Annotated in this window: 18 protein-coding genes and 2 pseudogenes; 8 read left to right on the forward strand and 12 right to left on the reverse strand. The window is 41.0% G+C overall.

Annotated features, from left to right (window positions below; translation table 11 throughout):
- Positions 1-854 precede the first annotated feature (854 nt).
- Both ACPUEY_RS13215 and ACPUEY_RS13220 read right to left on the reverse strand, forming a co-directional pair.
- Positions 855-1,076 carry a hypothetical protein gene (locus ACPUEY_RS13215; RefSeq protein ID WP_425122361.1) on the reverse strand — a complete coding sequence of 74 codons (222 nt, stop codon included), beginning with the start codon at positions 1,074-1,076 and terminating at the stop codon, positions 855-857.
- A gap of 48 nt (positions 1,077-1,124) precedes the next feature.
- Entirely contained in the window at positions 1,125-2,201 is a 1,077-nt protein-coding gene (locus tag ACPUEY_RS13220; protein ID WP_425122362.1) for an SDR family oxidoreductase, read from the reverse strand.
- A gap of 101 nt (positions 2,202-2,302) precedes the next feature.
- Here ACPUEY_RS13220 and ACPUEY_RS13225 point away from each other — a divergent pair, with 101 nt between their 5' ends.
- The 6 genes and pseudogenes from ACPUEY_RS13225 (at position 2,303) to ACPUEY_RS13250 (ending at position 4,902) form a co-directional block, all read left to right on the forward strand.
- Complete coding sequence (locus ACPUEY_RS13225) at positions 2,303-2,683, forward strand: MerR family transcriptional regulator (protein ID WP_425122363.1); 381 nt, start codon at positions 2,303-2,305, stop codon at positions 2,681-2,683.
- A gap of 145 nt (positions 2,684-2,828) precedes the next feature.
- Positions 2,829-3,058 (forward strand): annotated as a pseudogene (locus ACPUEY_RS13230) (transposase); the annotation flags it as partial.
- A gap of 452 nt (positions 3,059-3,510) precedes the next feature.
- Entirely contained in the window at positions 3,511-3,879 is a 369-nt protein-coding gene (gene tusD, locus ACPUEY_RS13235; protein ID WP_425122364.1) for a sulfurtransferase complex subunit TusD, read from the forward strand.
- A gap of 42 nt (positions 3,880-3,921) precedes the next feature.
- Entirely contained in the window at positions 3,922-4,272 is a 351-nt protein-coding gene (locus ACPUEY_RS13240) for a hypothetical protein (RefSeq protein WP_425122365.1), read from the forward strand.
- A 20-nt stretch (positions 4,273-4,292) separates the two neighbouring features.
- Complete coding sequence (locus tag ACPUEY_RS13245; protein WP_261181949.1) at positions 4,293-4,577, forward strand: DsrH/TusB family sulfur relay protein; 285 nt, start codon at positions 4,293-4,295, stop codon at positions 4,575-4,577.
- Between the two features lie 13 nt (positions 4,578-4,590).
- Positions 4,591-4,902: a TusE/DsrC/DsvC family sulfur relay protein gene (locus tag ACPUEY_RS13250; protein ID WP_261181996.1), complete on the forward strand. Its 312-nt coding sequence runs from the start codon at positions 4,591-4,593 to the stop codon at positions 4,900-4,902.
- A 17-nt stretch (positions 4,903-4,919) separates the two neighbouring features.
- On the opposite strand, the gene ACPUEY_RS13255 is transcribed toward ACPUEY_RS13250, so the two are convergent.
- Positions 4,920-5,402: a winged helix-turn-helix transcriptional regulator gene (locus ACPUEY_RS13255; RefSeq protein WP_092819673.1), complete on the reverse strand. Its 483-nt coding sequence runs from the start codon at positions 5,400-5,402 to the stop codon at positions 4,920-4,922.
- Between the two features lie 171 nt (positions 5,403-5,573).
- On the reverse strand, positions 5,574-6,473 hold the full coding sequence (locus ACPUEY_RS13260; RefSeq protein WP_425122366.1) for a LysR family transcriptional regulator: 900 nt from the start codon (positions 6,471-6,473) through the stop codon (positions 5,574-5,576).
- Between the two features lie 96 nt (positions 6,474-6,569).
- Here ACPUEY_RS13260 and ACPUEY_RS13265 point away from each other — a divergent pair, with 96 nt between their 5' ends.
- Both ACPUEY_RS13265 and ACPUEY_RS13270 read left to right on the forward strand, forming a co-directional pair.
- Positions 6,570-7,004 carry a CidA/LrgA family protein gene (locus tag ACPUEY_RS13265; protein WP_092819675.1) on the forward strand — a complete coding sequence of 145 codons (435 nt, stop codon included), beginning with the start codon at positions 6,570-6,572 and terminating at the stop codon, positions 7,002-7,004.
- A 1-nt stretch (position 7,005) separates the two neighbouring features.
- The gene (locus tag ACPUEY_RS13270; RefSeq protein ID WP_092819676.1) at positions 7,006-7,698 is read left to right on the forward strand and encodes an LrgB family protein; all 693 of its coding nucleotides are present in this window, start codon (positions 7,006-7,008) and stop codon (positions 7,696-7,698) included.
- A gap of 68 nt (positions 7,699-7,766) precedes the next feature.
- Here the strand turns inward: ACPUEY_RS13270 and ACPUEY_RS13275 are convergent, their stop codons facing one another.
- The 8 genes and pseudogenes from ACPUEY_RS13275 to ACPUEY_RS13310 form a co-directional block, all read right to left on the reverse strand.
- A complete protein-coding gene (locus ACPUEY_RS13275; RefSeq protein WP_425122368.1) occupies positions 7,767-8,516 on the reverse strand; it encodes an adenosylcobinamide-GDP ribazoletransferase in 750 nt (249 codons plus the stop codon).
- A complete protein-coding gene (locus ACPUEY_RS13280) occupies positions 8,513-9,127 on the reverse strand; it encodes a histidine phosphatase family protein (protein ID WP_425122369.1) in 615 nt (204 codons plus the stop codon). The genes ACPUEY_RS13275 and ACPUEY_RS13280 overlap by 4 nt, the downstream gene beginning before the upstream one ends.
- Positions 9,128-9,147: 20 nt before the next feature.
- Positions 9,148-10,200 (reverse strand): nicotinate-nucleotide--dimethylbenzimidazole phosphoribosyltransferase, encoded by a 1,053-nt coding sequence (gene cobT / locus ACPUEY_RS13285; protein WP_425122371.1) that lies wholly within the window; start codon positions 10,198-10,200, stop codon positions 9,148-9,150.
- Positions 10,200-10,718, reverse strand: coding sequence for a bifunctional adenosylcobinamide kinase/adenosylcobinamide-phosphate guanylyltransferase (cobU, locus tag ACPUEY_RS13290; protein ID WP_092819680.1), 519 nt, complete (start codon positions 10,716-10,718; stop codon positions 10,200-10,202). Before cobU ends, cobT begins: the two co-directional genes overlap by 1 nt.
- On the reverse strand, positions 10,715-11,344 hold the full coding sequence (locus ACPUEY_RS13295; protein ID WP_425122372.1) for a 2'-5' RNA ligase family protein: 630 nt from the start codon (positions 11,342-11,344) through the stop codon (positions 10,715-10,717). Before ACPUEY_RS13295 ends, cobU begins: the two co-directional genes overlap by 4 nt.
- Positions 11,345-11,556: 212 nt before the next feature.
- Positions 11,557-12,775, reverse strand: a pseudogene (locus tag ACPUEY_RS13300) (MFS transporter).
- 245 nt (positions 12,776-13,020) lie between these two features.
- On the reverse strand, positions 13,021-13,488 hold the full coding sequence (gene ybaK / locus ACPUEY_RS13305) for a Cys-tRNA(Pro) deacylase (protein ID WP_425122373.1): 468 nt from the start codon (positions 13,486-13,488) through the stop codon (positions 13,021-13,023).
- 437 nt (positions 13,489-13,925) lie between these two features.
- The gene (locus ACPUEY_RS13310) at positions 13,926-14,390 is read right to left on the reverse strand and encodes a MarR family winged helix-turn-helix transcriptional regulator (RefSeq protein ID WP_425122374.1); all 465 of its coding nucleotides are present in this window, start codon (positions 14,388-14,390) and stop codon (positions 13,926-13,928) included.
- Between the last annotated feature and the right edge of the window lie 293 nt (positions 14,391-14,683).

Here is a 14,683-nt window from a genome sequence, read left to right on the forward strand (position 1 = left end):
TCTACAATTCAAAACGCAGACATGGTTCCAATGGTCAGCGTTCTCCATTAGATTATGAAAAGGCCCATCAAAAGATGGTTAGGTGTGTCTAGAATTTTGGTGGCTATTCAGGGTTTCTTTCAATAATTCTTCCATAATGTTCTCTCTCATTTTAATTATCTTTATTTAAAACTATGGAGTTAGACCAAGGTCAATAAACTTTTATAATATTCTCAATGAATTAATTTATAGTGAATAACCACCAAAATTCTAGACACACATAGCCATCTTTTGATTTCTCATTTTTCATTCATTACTCAATTTTACTTTTGCTATTGCCAGGTATTATTAATGTATTAAATATTGGGTAAAGTTTATAAAGGATGGAAAAACTAAAGCTAGGAGTGACTTCAATTCAGCTTTAATTTCAATTGAAAAGAAAACCTATTCCAGTAGAGGTTATCCTTTGGTTGAAGTCAAAGGTCGAGATATCAAGGAAAAACTGTTCCTCACCAACATCTGTTTAAAATCTATGTGTCTAGTGACTGATAAAAATAGGAATTTTCAAATTTACGATGTGAAAGATATAAAAGTCCTTCACTAAATAAAGCACCAAATGGCGCTCTGTTTATGCAAAATTCTGAACCAATTTTTTAATATAAAAGCCCTCAATTGAGGGCTTTAATAACACCAATGCAGATTATTCATCCTTATTAATCTAGTTTCAGAATTGATGTCAATATATTTCCTATTAGACATAAGCACTACTCTACATGATATAAAATACCAAGTTTTGGTGATATTCAAATCATAATATTCTCTATTAAATCAAATAACTATTTAATCAGTTAGATTAAATATTCTTTATTTTATTTTTAAGGCAATATTATGTTCGGTTCAAAACGCAATTTTCTCGCAATCTTAATAATACTATCTCCCTTTACATCTGTTTCAGCATTGGCAATGCCCATTCTCCACAATCTGGATTTTCCAACTGAATCCACAAATATAAAGACTGAAAATTCCAAAAACAGTAATGATGAATTCAAACAAACTGATGTTAAAAAATCTAAATAAGCAAGAGGAAGGTATTTCATATTGGTTAAAATGCCTTCTTAACGGCTCACTTAAGGACTTGTTCTTTTTCAGGATGGGCGGCTAACCCATGCCGCTGTCTTTGCTATTTTGCTTTTGATATCGGTATTTGGAATATTCCAATGTTGATTCAATGTGATAAACCGTTCTAAATCCAGCTGCTCGGTTCTAAGGAAATTCAGCATTTCCGTAGACATATCCAGTTTTCGCGCTAACCATTGCCATTTTAAAATCGGCTGAAGTAATTTTAGTGAAATAAAGTGGCGCGGCGCCTTGACCTGCAGATGCTGTGCAATCATCTGAATCAATTCCGGAAAGGAAACTCGCTCTGGATTTGCCACTAGAATTTCCTGCTGATGCGTACTTGGATCTTGGGCAGCATGAATTATAGCCTCAACCAGCATCGTGACCGAAACTAATGGCAACGAGTGCTGCCGCGTTCCAGGAATAGCCGTCATTTTTCCTTGTTTCACTTGCCGGATTAGATGTGCAATCGGTTGATGAGATGGAATCTCTCCGGTTGTTTCATCACCAATAACAGTGGCTGGGTGGATAACTGTCCATGGGATATTATGCTGATTGGCATGTTTAATCCAAGTGAAATGCCCTTGTATTTTAGACGCTTCATACGCCCCCAATCTGGCATAGACCTGTGGCCAATCAGTCTGCCCAATATTCTCGCGATAAATACCCGCTGCCTGTAAGTGCGCATCCAAAGTCAGCATATAGCCTGACAGATGTACTGCCCTTTCTAATTGGCAATGCCTGCTGACACAAGCCAGCAATCGTTCCAGCCCATCAACATTGACTGCCTTAGCTTGCTGCATCGTTAAGTGCCATGCAAATAAGGCGCTGGTATTATAAAGATAATTGACCTTTTTGAGCTGCAGCCAGTCCTGCTTAGACAGCCCTAAATTGGGCAGGGTAATATCGCCCTGAATGAAATTTAACTGTTGATGTACAATGCCCTGCTGTGTCAGCCATTGCTGAAGCTGTGGGGCCTGCTGATCGATATTACGGCATAAGGCAAATACCTGAACATTATCTCTAAGCAGGCGTGCTATGAGAAATTTACCGATAAAGCCTGTTGCGCCTACTACGAGGGCTGTCTGATTTGAAATGTGCATAAATGTGTAATCAGTCGAATTGTTCATACTTAAGCTAAAGTATGGAGTACACTCTATGGTCAAGCAGTTTTTAAAAAATTAATCCTAAAGGGACTTTACACATGCTGATTGGTGAATTATCACAACAGATGAATATGAGCCGGGATACCATCCGTTTTTATGAAAAAATGCAGCTGATCCACCCTCTGGTTCGCAATAACGGCTATAAGGATTATCCTGAACAAACGCTGCAGCAGCTGCAGCTAATACAGGTTGCGAAAAATCTGGGATTTACTCTTGCTGAGATTAGGCAGATCATCCATTTGGCGAATGAAAGTGAAATTCCTGCCGAACAGTTTCAAGCAATTCTGCAAGATAAGCTCAATACAGTTCGGGAGAAGATTGAGCAATTGCAGCAGATGCAGATGATGCTGGAAAACCTGATGGAGAGAAAACCTTGCCCATTCAAAAAAGGCTGTGATGTGATTTACGATTCACTTTGATGATTAATTAAAAGATCATTTATAAAAGAACGGCTGTGTTGCACAAATCTATCGTTAAGGGCTTATTCAGCAATATAATTCTCAAATGAATAAGCCTACGCTTAAAATCTATCATACCTCTAACTGGCAAATGTACAAATAATCTCTGATGAATCGAGGAAATCTCTCGATCTGGTTTGATGCCAATACTCAATGGTATGCATAAGCAAAAGATAAACACGGACGAAATCAAACCTATTCCGATGCTGCTATTCAATGCTGTCTTATAATTAAGTCTCTATTTCGACTCTCTTTACGAATGGTCACTTCACTGGCTCTGTTCAGAGCCTCATTAAACTTTGTCGATTAGATTGGATAGCACCAGACTACACGACAAAAAAATGGATATGCTGGCTTAATTCCCTGCTCAAGATTAGCCTTATCTGTTTTAAGTCCTAGTCGCTTGATTGATGCCCAGTGACCAGATTCTTATGCTGTATTTCTGGTTACTGAGTATCGTTTGTTTTCAAAAGTGACCGTGATACGCCAACCTGCCCCACGTTGTATGGGTTTCGAGTTTCATTTTTCTTGTGCAGATTGGCTTTTATTCTATGGATAATACAGTAAAAGGAAATACAGGTAATTCCGTGCAGATAAAAACCAGGTTTTATGACTTTTAATTTTCATTCACCCAAATAACATATTGTTTTTAAAAAATTATTTTTAAAATAATTTTAACATCCGGTGCTGAATTCTTTAGATACCCTCTAAAATCATTGTATACTACCCTTTTCTTATGAAGTTTGGATGCTTCAATATTGGATTGGGCATTCTTCAAGTGAATTTCGATGAGTACCTTATTACTAATTACCTCCGCTCCGACCTCGATCTATGCCTGGCATGCCTTGGGTCTGGCTCAGGCCTTGCACGCTAAAAACCGGGCATTTCGCGTGTTTTTTTATCAGGACGGTGTCACTGTAGCCAATTCCTTGCAATGGGTTCCAGACGATCAGCGTAACCTGACTGAAGAATGGCAAAAACTGGCAATTCGCTTACCGGTATGTGTAAGTGCTGCTTTGGCGCGTGGTATTAGCGATGAGGAAAATGCCAAACGACATCAAATTAGCCAACACAATCTTGCGCAAGGCTTTGAACTGGTTGGTCTGGGTGAACTTGCCGATGCAGTGCAATCCACACAACGTCTGATTCAATTCTAAGACGATATTTTTGGTATTTGTGGCTTTTAAAAGGTAAATTGTGTGAAATCTGTACTCGTTATTCTGACCCAAGCCAATCTGGCCAACTTGCAGGTGCATGAAAGCCTGTCTGCCACCATGGTACTGGCAACTTTTGGTTGTGAAGTAAAAGTTTTACTGCAAGATGCCGCCTTAAGTTTACTCAATGCCGAATTGCATTTCGAGCAGCTTAAACATGCCTTTAAAGTGGCATCCAACATGGTCGATAGCTTTGAATTTTATGACCTTAGCCCGATTTTGATTGAAAATAAACATCAACATTCACACTTTGTAGCCAATGCTCAACAGGAGATTGAATTTGTTGAGTTAAATCCTGATTTCATTCAAAGTTTTGATTTTGTGCTGTACTGGTAAAGTTGAAGAGTAAACTGATTATGTCAAATAAAAGCTTATATTTGGTGCAAAGTACTTTTTCAGCAACCCCGAATGTTTTGAGCAAATTGCAACAGCTTTACAGCCCTGAAGATACGGTTGTGATGATGGGTGAATCGGTCTTGCAACTGCAGCATCCTTTTCTGCAAGCATTGAACAAGGTCTATGTACTGGACACCGATGCGGAAATTCTGGCAGGACAAACCACCGAAAATTTAAAGATGATTTCTTATGCAGAATTTGCAGATCTCTGCCTGGACCATAGCCGCTGTATTCGCTTGAACTAATTTGAGATTAATGATGAATTTAGAACTCGATCAAGATGGTCACCTCGTCGATTACACCATTTGGAATGAAGCCGTGGCTCAAGAATTAGCCAATACTCTGGAGCTGCAACTTACAGCATGGCATTTTGAGGTTTTGCATGCGGTACGCCAGTTTTACCAACAGTTTGGGCATTCACCGGCAACACGCCCGCTGATCAAATTCCTGATGAAAACTGTCAGTGCCGAGATTAATAATGCCATTTTGCAAGAGCAATTTAATACCGGTCTGGTGGCACGCCATTTAAGCCGTCTGGCCGGTATTCCGAAACCGCCGAATTGCCTATAAGTTCTGAAGCTCAAGATTCAGGACGATATTTTGTGTCGTTCCAGATAGTCGTAATAATCTTGCGTCAATTCAGCTTTAACCTGCTTGGCATGTAGGGTTTCATGACATTCGGAACACACCAGTCGCGGGGTAATTTTATGACCACAGCTTTTATGCATATATTGCATGGGCTGTCCTAAACCTTCATTCATCCACTGATCTGCCCAATGCGCCATAGACATTAAAATTGGATAAAGTGCTAGACCTTTTTCAGTAAGATGATATTCGTAGCGTTCTTGACGCTCCACATAAGGCATTTTTTTCAATATGCCATGTTCGACCAGACGCTTTAAACGTTCTGACAATACATGCCGGGTGATGCCTAAATTCTGTTGAAAGGATTCAAAACGGCGCGTGCCCAAAAAGGCATTGCGCAAAATCAATAATGTCCAGCGATCACCAATCACCGATAAGGTTCTGGCAATTGAACATGGTTGCGTTCCAATCTCATCCCATTTCATAAAAAATCATCAACAAAAGTTAGCTCAGAAAAGTTACCGTATTCCTGTGAAGATGAAAAGACATGTAATCTGAATCTGCATAAAGTTTAGTTCAAATTTCCAGATTTAACCTGTAGCCAGAGCATATTTTTAGTGCCCTTTCCTTACCAAACATCTTGTTTAAAATATTGTTTAAAAATGAATTTCATCCTGATTTTCCTCAATAATTTTTAACCATGCTCGCGTGGCTGGATTCATGGCAACAGTGGTATTCCAGGCCATGCTCAGCGTCCAGTTTAGATGAGGGCTTTCCAGCAGGCTGATGTTATATTTTTTCTGATCCAGCTGTTCACAATAAATTTTGGGTAATAAAGCAATCCCGACATCCGATTCGACCATTTTGGCAATAAAGTCCCATTGGCTACTTTTGCAGACCACATGCGGTTCAAAACCGGCGTAATTCGCTGCCTGAATAATCACATTGTTTAAACTGAAGGAATCATCATAAAGTAAAAAAGACTCTTCTTTTAATTCAATCAATTTTACGGTTTGTCGGCTCTTCCACTGGGTTTCTTTTCGAGAAAGCAGACATAAGGGCGAATCCATAATCGGAATACCACTCAGCACAGGTTTTAAATGCCCCAGTAAAATGCCCACATCGACTTTTTTCGCCAAAATGGCCTCTTCAATTGCAGCAGCACCGACTTCCAGAAAACTTAATTCGATATGTGGATATTGCTTGTGAAACTTGGCAATTAAACTACTCAGTAAAACAGAACCTAATGGCGGTAAACCCAAAGTTAATTTGCCCTGTTTGAGCTGGCGGATTTTAGCTACGGTTTCAAAAATACGCTGTTGCTGTTCCAGTATGACCAAAGCATGCTGGTACACCTGTTCACCGGTATAGGTTAAGGCAACCTCACGCTTACGCCCGGCATCTCCCTTATGAAATAAAGCCACCCCAATTTCCTGTTCCAGGTGATGTATGGCCTTACTGATGGTGGGTTGGGTCAGGCACATCTCCTCAGCTGTTCGGGTAAAACTTTGCAATTGCACAATTTTAACGAACATGGTCAGACTCTTGATATCCACCTATTATTCCATTTAAGCATAATCTTTTTTTTATTATTCATAATATGAGCACAGGGTCAAATTTAAAATAACTTCAAGTTTTTATATTTGCTGATTATGTCTACTTCCTCACGATCTTCTAAACCAATTTATATTGCCCAGGTTGTGCTACAGCTTAGCCTGCTGATCCTCATCTGGTGGCTTTCCTCACTCATTCAACAAGCGCTTGATTTACCGGTTTCTGCTGGGGTTATTGGCCTGTTACTGGTGTTCATGGCTTTGCTGAGCGGCCTGTTTAAACTGCAATGGATTAAAACCGGTTCAGATTTTATTCTCGGTGAACTGGTGCTGTTATTTATTCCCTGTGTGGTTGGCATCATTAAATATAAAGACCTGCTTTTAACTCAAGGCTGGCAACTGATTTTATCGGTGGTCATCGGCACTTTCTGCGTGATGCTGGCTACCGCCTATAGCGTATATTTCGGCTTTAAACTGGAAGACCGTTTAAAGCATAAATCACAATCCCGACACCTGTTAGAACAAGGGAAATAACATGAACCTGACTGCGTTTATATGTTTTATCGGGACACTCATCTGTTATGTACTGGCTAAAAAACTGCATAAAAAATATCCCTATATGCTATTAGCACCGGGTATTTTTGTGCCCTTTATCCTGATGATATTGATGCTGGCCTTCAATATTTCCTACGACACCTATATGCTGGAAAATCAGTGGCTGATCTGGATGTTGGGACCTGCGACCATTGCCTTTGCCATTCCGATTTATGAATATCGTCAAGTCATTAAGGCACATGCATTGTCAATTGGTTTAGGCATTGTGGTGGGCATGATTGTCGGGGTGATCAGCGCATTTTATCTGGCAAGAGTATTTCATTTTGACCAGGCCACATCTTATAGTTTAATGGCCCGTTCTATTTCTACGCCCTTTGCCATGGAACTCACTTCCCATATAGGCGGTTCGGTTGAACTGGTGATTTTATTTACCATGATTACCGGAATTGCCGGCGTAGCCATGGGCGATCTGCTTCTACTGGCACTTAAACTCAATTCACGTTTTGCTCAGGGTGCATCTTTTGGTAATGCAGCGCATGGGTTTGGGACCAGTAAAGCGTTTATGCGTCATCGTGAGGAAGGCGTGGTCGCATGCTTGACCATGGTTCTTTCAGGCGTGTTTATGGTGCTGCTTGGACCCGCAATTGTTTCCATGGTCGTCACTTATTTATAAATGACAATGCCCATGATACGGAAGTGATGCTGTCGAGATGATCAGGCTGCTCACTTCCCATTTTCAAATCATGTGAGGGTTAAATAAAAACTCGCTACAACGAAGCCCAAAAAACTCACCGCCTCGCAAATTTCAATACTTGCCCCTACCGTATCACCGGTAATACCACCAATACGCTGGATAAATTTGTGTCTTAAATACAGCAGGCTAGCTGTCATCACTATGGCACTCATGATGCCAGCCCATCCCCAATATACCGATGCAAGCAAACTTAATGCACATACAATAAGGGCGGCAGTTTTCGGAATACATTCTGCAATTGCAGACCCTAAACCTTTTTCGCGCACATAATGGGTGGTTAAAAATAAAAATAACGGCGCTAAACGACCCAATAGCGGAAATAAAATCAGGGCTGAATATAAGTGCTGCTGCAATAATATATACAGCGCAGACCATTTCAGCAGGCACAGAATAATCAAGCTGAGCACGCCAATGGGTCCGCAGCTTGGATCTTTCATAATGCTTAAAGTACGTTCAGCATCACCAAATCCGCCAACCCAGGCATCGGCCGTATCTGCCAGGCCATCCAGATGCAACCCACCAGTCAGCCAGATCCACAGTACTAAAATTAAGCTGCTCAATAAAATGACGGGAATCGCCTGTAAAAGATGGGCAAGTGCAAATAAAATCAGTCCAATTATCAGCCCAATTACAGGATAAAACAGCAAAGATTGAGCATTTTGCTGTTTGCTCGGCATCTGTTTTAATTGAACCGGAAATGTGGTTAAAAATTGCAGCGCAATAAAAAATGGCGTCATCCGGATTGCTCCACATATTCAAGGCTTAAATCATCATGCAAAATAAAATGATTGAATTGCCCCAATTCGGCAGACATTTTTAAAATATTATCTAGGGGTTGCTGTAATGCCAGACATTTTAACAGTTTAATCACACCGCCATGCGTAACTACCATTGCATGTACAAATTGATTTTGCTGCATGGAACCTTGAATCTGTTGCAGCGCATTTAATATACGCTGCTGAAACTGCTGCATGGTTTCTGCATTGGGTGGACTAAATCGGGTTGGCGTTTCCCAGAACTGCACCAATGCCTCCGGCTGCTTTTCATAGATCTCTTTCGTAGAAATCCCTTCCCAATCGCCAAAATGCATTTCCTGTAAATTTCGATCCAGTATAAGTTCAAGCCTTAAATTGCTGGCAATTTCATCTGCAAATAAAGCGCAGCGCTGCAAAGGCGAACTAAACACAATATCCCAGGGGTTAGGTGAATTATTTTTTAAGAACTGATCTACCGTGTGGCGCATTTGCTGCCAGCCTGAATCCGTCAGGGCATCATCAGTCGAGCCACGCAAAGTATGGCTCAGCTCGGTTTCACCATGACGCAGTAGATCAATCCTGTACATCTTCAATTTTCCTAAAGCACTGCCGCTTAAACCTTATCGCCTATCACTGCTGCTTCAGCAAAAGTCGCCATATTGTTATGCAGGCTGCATGCTAACTTGATGATTCCTAAAGCTGCCCCGGCACCACTGCCTTCGCCTAAACGTAAATTCAGCTTCAGCAACGGATTGGCATTCAGTTCCTGCAATAAACGCTGATGCCCATATTCAGCCGATTGGTGACCAAACAGCATCCATTCACGTACGGCCGGATTTAAGCGTACGGCTACCAATGCAGATGCCGTAGTAATAAAGCCATCGACCACCATAGGCAAACCCAGCTGTGCGCAGCGAATATAAGCACCGACCATTGCAGCCACTTCCAGGCCACCCACGGCGCACAAGGCTTTAAATGCATCATCGCCTACATATTCTTTGTGCAATGCTATCGCCTGGTTAATGACATTTTTTTTGTGATTGAGCTGTTCTTCACGAATGCCGGTACCCACGCCGGTCAATTGCTCGGCAGGCTCATTCAGCAAGAAACAGGCAACGGCTGAAGCAGAACAGGTATTGCCAATGCCCATTTCCCCAGCCACATAAATAGAAGCCCCAGACGCAACGGCTTGCTCTACACTTTTTGCTCCCAGCAGCATGGTTTCAGCACATTGCGCTTCGGTCATGGCCGGTTGTTTGGCGAAGTTGGCCGTACCCGGGATAATGCAATGTCGTTCTACTCCTGCATATTCATAGGCATCTCCAACAGAACCACAGTCAATGACTTGCAGTTTGGCATTGTATTCTTTGGCAATCACGCTAATGCACGCACCGCCACCGGTAAAATTTTGCAGCATCTGCCGGGTTACCGCTTGCGGATAGGCTGAAATGTTTTCTTCCATCACCCCATGGTCACCGGCAAAAATAGTAATCCATGGATGATCAATATTGGGACGTGGATTATTCTGCAAACTGGCCAGTTGAATCGCTACATTTTCCAGTTCAGACAGTGAACCGGTCGGCTTGGTGAGCTGTAATTGACGCTCTGCAGCCTGAAGCCTGGCTTCTGCACTTGGCGTTTTACACGCATCTAACCACCAGTTCATTATTTCTCTCCTTTTAAAATCATTGGGAAACCGGCCACACAAAAAACCACCTTGTCGGCAATCTGGCCTAGCTGTTGATGTAAACGCCCGGATTCATCCACAAACTTGCGGCTGATCTCGCCCATGGGAACAACGCCCAATCCGGTTTCATTGCTTACCAGAATGATTTGTGATTGTAAGCCTGGCAGCACATCGAGTAACTTTTGACATTCGGTCGCTTGCAGAGTTTTATCTTCATGCATCAATAGATTGCTCATCCATAGCGTCAGGCAATCGACCAGGATCAGCTGATTGGCTGCATCAATTTGCTGTAATCGCTCCGCCAGTAAGTAAGGTTCTTCAACCAGCTGCCAATCGGCAGGACGCTGCATCTGATGATGGGCAATTCGCTGCTGCATTTCTGTGTCTAAAGCCTGGGCCGTTGCAATGTAAGTTACAGCCAGGCCTGAATCTTGGGCAGTTTGTTCTGCCAGACGACTTTTGCCAGAACGGGCGCCGCCTAAAATGAGTTGGATCATGCATCACCCAAAATAAATTGATGGTACGGTGTTAATGGCCCTTGCAACGTTTGTGCATGATAGGTTCCAAATGTTAATTGCCGGTTCTGAAATTCAAATTGCTGCTGTGAAATATGTTGCATGCGCTCAAAAACTGCATCACTATTGATAGTATCTTTATATAAACCCAAAGTGATATGCGGACAATATTGTAAGGGTGCAACCTCTTCTGAACAGGCATATAACTGTTGACGGATCTCGGCCAGGCTTCCTTCAATATCCTCAATTTCAATAAAAAGTGCACTTTCAAAACTATTTAAGCGTCCGGACTTCAGTTTAAATGAAGATCTTTGTTGCGGCCTTAAAATTTCAATCTGCTGCTGTAATTGCTGATGGCTAAAATCGTCATCCCAAGCCTGGGGGTGGGCAGTCAAAAATCCGCAAATAAATAAGGTGATATGAAACTGGCGCGTATTTGGCGCGTACAGCAAGTCGGAAAAGTGCTGACGGAGATGATGTAAATAATGCAGCAATTCGGGCTGCTGTATTTCCAGATACCAGAGTGAATAATCCGTGCGCCCTTTATGCCACGCAGGATAGTCCTGTGCAAGCGTAGGCACGACCGGCATAGAGGGTTTCAGAAACACGTAAAATTCACATTAAATTCAATTACGTTATTTAACCATGAATTTGATGCAATTGATTAAAGTATTGGTTTAACAATATTCAGCCTGTGCTGAAATTTATTCAGCTCTTTCAGCACCTTCTACTGCGAACGGCTATTTTTTACAGACCAATAGCCCTATATATTCCTCTCTTCGAGATCAGCCCGATAAATTTTTAGCCATCTGTTATATTCTCATGATTCAATGATATTTTTCTTTTCCTGCAGCAATACTTGCATTGAAAAATAGATCATTAAACCCAGCATTAAGCACAGCAAAAAATAATAGGGATAACTTTTATGCCACTGATACAGGCCGGTGCTCACTATCGGGCCTAAAACAAAACTTAAGGCTTGGGTTGCAGTACACCAGCTGGCAACCTTGGCTTGCAGGGTTTTCGGTGCATTTTGTGCCGCTCCGGTGGTAAAAGCAGGAATTAGGCATGCCACTGCAATTCCATAAAGAATATAACTGTACTGAAAAATACGGATATGCTCGGTCAGTACAGAAATGAGCAGTCCTGCGGTCATGCACAGCAGGCCCACCCATAACAGGCGATAAACGGACCATTGCAGATACTTAGAAATCAGGCTTTGATAATCACTAAGGCAATACCGACAATTAAAGAACACTGGGAAAAGTACACGGCACTTTGTGCAATGCTCATGTGAAAATGATCCTGTATATAAAAACCAGCCGTCAGATTCACTGTCACAATTGCCAAATAGAGACTAAAACCAAGCAGCAGCCAGACAAAACATTGCTGCATGGAAAAGTCCAAATCGCGACGGGTTTCCAAAGCTCAGGGTCCTGCTTTGAAGATTGCAATGAGCTGTTTCGCTCATATCCAAACACAATCACCAGACTAATTAAGCTTAAAATGATAATCGCAGCCCATAAAGGCGCCAAGATGCCCCATGCCAATAGTAAAGTTGTTAAAAAAGGCCCGACGATTACCCCTACACTATTTAAGGCACCAAATGTTGACATGGTCTGGCTGCGTTGCTGTTCATTGGTATAACGGGTCATCACATAGGTTTGTAGCGCAATTTGCGGCATAGCCATAAATCCCCCTGTTCCTGCACGCTCCGCCATGAGCAAGCCAAACAGACTGATTAACGAGACCTGAACCCACAGGCCATAAAACAGCACGACAGTAAAAATGCCCCAGGTCATGGTCATACCCATAAAGCCAAGACTAAGCAACTGGTATATCGAAAATTTATTTTGATTTTTAGAAATATAAATTGCCGCAATCGCCATCAGTAAGGCCCCACCCGATACCATGGCACCGCCTTGCAATTCCGACAGCTTTAATTGGCGAACCCGAGGTGCCAGCAAAGGTAAAATCATTGAAAAACTTGCCACATTGGCTAGACTTGCTGCAATAAAGATTTTGTTATTTTTATCCATTGTTTATTTTTAATTCCTAATACAGGTCTACATTTACAAGCAATTAGAGGCAATCTATGCGGGTGTTTTTAAGATGTGATAGTACCTTTCAGATCAGAGCCTTGGCCATAAGTTCAGTATGGGTAAGCAAAACCCTATTTAATCGCATCTTGCTGGGTTTTGTCAGTACCGCCAATCACCAAAACTTGCACAAAAAAAAGCCCTAAATTTCTTTAGGGCTAATCAGAATCACTTCATTTGATATTTTAGCAATCCAGCACATCTGCAAACTGTGCACCCAAAACCTGCGCTAAATCTTGCGGTTTCAGGCCAATATCCAGGCCTCTTTTTCCACCGCTGACATATATTTTTGGCAAGTTTTGTGCCGTAGCATCGATCACTGTTTTTAAGCGTTTCTTCTGTCCAACCGGGCTAATTCCTCCGACCAGATAGCCAGTCAAGCGTTCCGCATTTTTCGGATCGGCCATTTGCAGTTTTTTACAGCCGACTGCTGCCGCGACTTTCTTTAAATTCAATTGGTGATTTACCGGTAATACCGCGACAAAATAGTTCTTGTCATCCGTCACCAACAGCGTTTTAAAAACTTCTTCAACACTCAAACCGAGTTTTTCGGCTGCTTCCAGACCAAAACTTTTGGCATTGGCATCGTGTTCATATTCGTGGATAGAGAATTCAATTTTATTTGATTTTAAAACTTTGCAAGCAGGGGTCATTTTTTCGATAATATTAAAAACAGGTTAAATAAATTATAGGCTTTTTAAAAGTGAATGTTTAGCATGCTTAGGCTATTTTAAATTTGTGCTTAAACTTCATCAGTTTATGAAAATTGAAAATTTTTTCAGAATGTATATGTTAAAAGTCAGATGATGGATACGGCTAAAACCTAAACAAATGCCAGCTACCCCACCTATTCCACTTTCAAGCAAACCCAGCATTTTTTATAAGCCGTTATTGTGATACTTGATATCTGGCTTCTTTTAATGGGAGAACGGATTTTCCCCAGCTAAGCTGCTATAGCGAGATGCCTAGGCTTAAATTAAAGTGCATCAAAGTATGATTTTTAATTTAAAAGAGCAAAGCCGACAAGAAAAAGAACGCGTGGATACGACATCCACGCTTTCTTGATGATATTAAATTGATAAGATTAAAATTAATGAGCCAAATTTCTGAAAATAAGTTTAAGGCTGTCCAACATTTTTTCAATTTGCAGCGGCGTCAAACCTTCAAAAGACTGATCTAAAACGATATGACTCAGATCGTTAATTTTTTCCACCATTTGCTCGCCCATATGAGTTAAAACGACACGGGTAATTCGCGCATCCTCTTCACAACAATAAGTATTTACCAAGCCTTCATCTTTTAAACGGTAAATAATTTTGGTCGTCGTCGACATCTTGAAAATCAACATATCGGATAAGTCGGATACACTCGCATTGGGCTTTGATTTTAAAGCTAACAAGATACGCCGACGAGAATTGTCTAAACCGTATTTTTTTAATGCATGATCCACATTCTGCACATATTGAGAATGTACTTGAGTAATCCAGTAGTATGGAAAATTATCTAAATTAAATTCAGATGCTGCGGAAAAAAATTTACTGTACTTACTTGTCATGGTCAAAAACCCCTAATCTATTGTTTTAATTAAAATAATTTTAAATTTCTTAAGTCTGTTTTAAAGTCGTTTTTTTAGCAATATATTAAATTATTTTCATTGCTTATTTGAAGCATTTATATTCTTATAAATTGATTAAAAAGTCTACAAAAATATTTAATGTTGTCCAACAGAATTCTTATAAAACTTAGATTCTCAAATGAAGTGCAACAGAGATTAAATTATTGGAAGGAAGCAAGATGAGCTAGCATTTTGCTTCCGACCGACCAAAGTCAAAGTTGCATCATGAACTA

Origin of the sequence: Acinetobacter sp. G11 (assembly GCF_049808495.1) — a bacterium.
Taxonomy (GTDB): domain Bacteria; phylum Pseudomonadota; class Gammaproteobacteria; order Pseudomonadales; family Moraxellaceae; genus Acinetobacter; species Acinetobacter kookii.